The organism is Cytobacillus sp. MT66 (genome assembly GCF_058792595.1).
In genome coordinates, this window is sequence record NZ_JBXAFB010000037.1 from 1 (window position 1) to 4053 (window position 4053).

Genomic DNA, 4053 nt, shown 5'->3' on the forward strand with positions numbered 1-4053 from the left:
TAAACTAAAAGGTACATTAATTGAGTAAGCAGCAAAAAAGGATCTTCTTACTGGAAGATCCTCAGATTGTCGAGAAAAGGGGTATTTTTCTCGGCAATTTCTTTTATTGAAAGCTTATTTACTATAAAAACTTCAATATGAATAGGAAAAGGAAAGATTGCCTACACTTACCCTAGCTTTGCTAGGTGTGTGGCAATCTTTTTCATGTTTTGGCAAGCTGCAGTAAGTAGAACCTGCTCACTTGCCCCTTGTATTCCCTGTAACCGGCAGTAGCGAAGCCCATGCAGCTCTTTTGAGTCTGCGAAGCTTCGCTCTACTTTTTCTTTTCTAAATCTATAAAGCATTTTCCCCGATTTAGATAATCGATTTAACCTTACTTTTTCCTTATGCTCCTCCCACACATGTCTTGTCACTACTTTTGTTTTATTTTTTGAACGGGTACATTCAAAAAGAAGAGGACAATGACTGCATTGATTTGGATCTGATTTATATTCGCGATAACCTTCTCTTGTAGTGGTCCGATAAGGTAACTTTTGACTATTAGGGCAAATGTATTGGTCATTTTCTATATCATATGTAAATTTCCATTTTGGAAAGAGACCTTTGGTTGGATGATATCTTCTGTGTGCCATTACCCCAAAAATATTTCGGTCAGATAAGCCTTTACAAATAGGATTTGTAAGGTACCCCGAATCAAGTGCAGCCGCCTCGACTTTCAGGTTAAATCTCTCTATTTGCCGATCAAGTCTAGAAAGATAGGGAACAGAATCATGTACATTCCCAGGAGTTACATACGCATCCGTAATAATATTATATTTCATATCAGTAGTACGATGATCTAAATAACAGAACATCTTTGTTTGTTATCTCTGGACATAAATCCACAGTCAGGGTCTGTGGTGCTTTTTCTAATTACTTTTGTTTCATTCACTTCTTTCTTTTCCTTTAAAGGCTTTTTTTCCATGAGCTACCCTGTCTTCCTCAATAGCTTTATTCAATTCTTCAATATACTCACGTGTTTCAACTTCTACTTCTTCTCTTGTAAATTTGTGTTTATTTGCATTGGCTTTTAAATGAGTAGAGTCAGTAAATAAAACACGACCACCGACCATTTTGTGATTCATAGCTTGAAGGACAATTTCACAAATATATCTTGAAAAATATTGGAGTCTTTAAAACGGTGTTTGCGGTTCCAACTAATGGTAGAGTGATGGGGAACTGAATCACGAAACTTCAAACCTAAGAACCAGCGATAAGCCATATTCATTTTTATTTCCTGTTCTAATTTTCTTTCAGAACGAATGCCTTAAAAATATCCGATAAACATCATTTTAAATAAAACGAGAGGGTCTGTAGGATGGACGAGTCTTTTCAATAATAAATGAAAAGTCAATGTACTTATCAATTAGACGTAGGAGGTGATCTTCGGGTACTAATTCATCTAGGGAAATAAATTCATACTCATTTTGAGAGGATTCTTTTGTTTTTAACATATTTAATCCACCACCAATTATTAGTTTGATTACTTAAATTATACTAAATTAACGCGTTAAATTGTTAAAATATTATACAAAAGTAAAGGCTGATGAGACTTTCTCGACAGCCTGAGGATCTTCTTACTGGAAGATCCTTTTTTCAGTGCCTATGAGCATGATTATGTTAATAATAGTCCCTTACAAACATGTTTTGGTTGCCTTGATGGCTAATGGTTTTATTCATTTCCTACATATTCAATTTCAAAGGAGTATTTCCAGTAATCACTTTTTCTTTTTTCGGTCCGAATATATTTACCAATTGATCGATGTAACGTACTTGATGAAATTTCACATAAGTGCTTTCAATATTGTACCAGGTAATCTATCTCCATCTTCAAGGCTATAAGCAGAAGGAGATTTCAAATATTGTACTTCGTTCAAATAAGACAATATCTTCTTACATCTAGGCTTACCGGAAAGACGGTCTGGTCGGACTGGAGATGGGCCAGTCTCCCGGTGCACCAAGGAAACACACTGAAGAGCAGGAACATGAACTCGTACAGGTTATTGCTTATAAAACCCCACACGACGTTGGTTATGAAAATCATTACAACTGGACGCTTTCCATCATGCGTGATTTCATCCAGCGGGAATGGAGACAAATCTATACACTCCGTGGAGTTTCAAGGCTCCTTGAAGACTTGGGACTCAGCTATACCAGGCCGACTTACACCCTAAAAAAAGCAGACAGGCAAAAGCAGGAGGAATTCAGGAATGAAACCTTTCCTGCTTTAAAAAAAAGCTTTTGAACGAGGAAATCGACCATCTCCTGTTTGAGGATGAGTCTATGATCAGGGACTACCAGGCCATCCAGCGTTCCTGGTTCCTGAAAGGAAAACAAAGGCTAATCCCCACCTATGGCCAGCACAGGGGAGCCAAACTCCTGGGGATACTCAACTATGAAACCGGTGAAGTTTTCGTAGCCGAGGCTGAACGGTACGATGCCGAAGTTTTCCTTGAATTCCTTAAGATTGTCCTGGATAAGTATCCGGACGGGAAGATTGCCATGGTATTGGATAATGCAAGGATCCACCATGCCAGACTAATCCAGCCTTTCCTGGAAGAAAACAGTTCACGGCTTGAATTGATCTTCCTACCTCCTTACAGTCCGGAACTTAATCTGATGGAGGGTTTTTGGAAATGGATGAAGGAAACCATCATTAATAATGTCTTCTATTCGAGAGTCCAGGACATCCGGATCAATGTCCGTAAGTTCGTAGTGGACATTGGTTCTAAAGCCGATGTAGTCATAAACAGACTTTGTGTAAGAATGTAAGTCTTTAATTCAACCTATATAGGTGTGATAAGAGCCATAATTTAATATTTGATTAAAACACGATTTTAAAAACCTATCCAAAAAAGAAACTGGCTTACAGTGAATCTTTGGTGCAAAGTTTGCCAATTCCTTCTTTATCATACCTTCTAATGAGTATTATAAACACTTTTTTCCCTGTATTCTTATGTAGAGATATTGATTCTTTTTAGTTTGAAACAATTATGTATCCAATTTTTTTATCAATTCTATTAGATAGCATACTAATATTTACTTTCTGTTTTTTGTTGTCTTGCCTTCCAGAATATAAAAGTAATTTTTCCCTTTCACATCTCCAACTTTTAATTTGACAATGTCACCTACCTGTAATTCTGTATTAATCCCCATCAAATATAGCTATACATCTCTTTCGCCCAATCTCGGATTTTTGGTTTCCTTTTGTCTCCCAGTTTAATCCCAAGTTTTATTTCTTCAATGTCCTTTTTTGGTTTTAACGTTAAACGTTGAAAGGATTTTCCTTTTTTGTTTTGTTGTCATTTTTTCACCTTCTAAAATGTATGAAAAATTTGATGTTTAATAACAAAACAGTTCCTTTTTATGTATTAGACAAACCTTAATACGGCGACAAATGCATGCGTTTATCTTTGTTATTACATTTTCAATGTTAAATACCCATAAATAGGATGATTAAGAGGGAAAAACTCTTGAAACTTTGGGATAATATCCGAAAAATGGGAAAAATATTAGTCCTTTCAGGAAATACAATCATCTTATTTTATAAAGGTAGGGGTGTAAAAGAAATTGAAGTTGAGAAAAGAAAAAATGAAAAGTTATAAGAGCTATTGCTGTCAACGAGAAATAGAAGAAATGATGGGGATATGGAAAAGGGGTTATTATCGAAAAATGGAGCTATACGTCAAAAATAATTTAGATTTAAATTTCCCAAAAATCATTGAATAAAAAATTCTCCATAAAGCAAAATAAAAGAGTAAAAAAAAATTCAAGGAGGAAATTATCATGACAGTAATAAATGACGTTAAAACAGCTCTAGCAGGATTGAAAAGTGCTCAAGCAAGTTTTGAAACATTTGCTCTTGGTACAGATAATCAACAAGCTAAGCAACTTTACCAAGATGCAGCTAAGCAAACCCAATCCGTTGTAGACAGCATTGAACCACGTGTTCAACAAATCGAACAAGAAGAACCTCAATACAAACAACAATAAAGAGTATGGCGAAAAGGTTGG

The 4053-nt window shown here is 35.7% G+C and carries 2 protein-coding genes and 2 pseudogenes; 3 read left to right on the plus strand and 1 reads right to left on the minus strand.

Annotation, left to right across the window (positions count from 1 at the left end; translation table 11 throughout):
* Nucleotides 1-167: 167 nt before the first annotated feature.
* Nucleotides 168-1493 (minus strand): annotated as a pseudogene (locus AC1Q59_RS24630) (IS1182 family transposase).
* Nucleotides 1494-1846: 353 nt separating this feature from the next.
* Between AC1Q59_RS24630 and AC1Q59_RS24635 the strand changes: the two are divergent.
* From AC1Q59_RS24635 to AC1Q59_RS24645, 3 genes and pseudogenes are all read left to right on the plus strand, one after another.
* Nucleotides 1847-2811: pseudogene (locus AC1Q59_RS24635) on the plus strand (IS630 family transposase); the annotation flags it as partial.
* A 701-nt stretch (nucleotides 2812-3512) separates the two neighbouring features.
* Nucleotides 3513-3644, plus strand: a complete 132-nt coding sequence (locus tag AC1Q59_RS24640; RefSeq protein ID WP_256815724.1) for a hypothetical protein — start codon at nucleotides 3513-3515, stop codon at nucleotides 3642-3644.
* Between the two features lie 181 nt (nucleotides 3645-3825).
* On the plus strand, nucleotides 3826-4032 hold the full coding sequence (locus tag AC1Q59_RS24645) for a DUF1657 domain-containing protein (RefSeq protein WP_009336488.1): 207 nt from the start codon (nucleotides 3826-3828) through the stop codon (nucleotides 4030-4032).
* The last annotated feature ends 21 nt before the right edge of the window (nucleotides 4033-4053 follow it).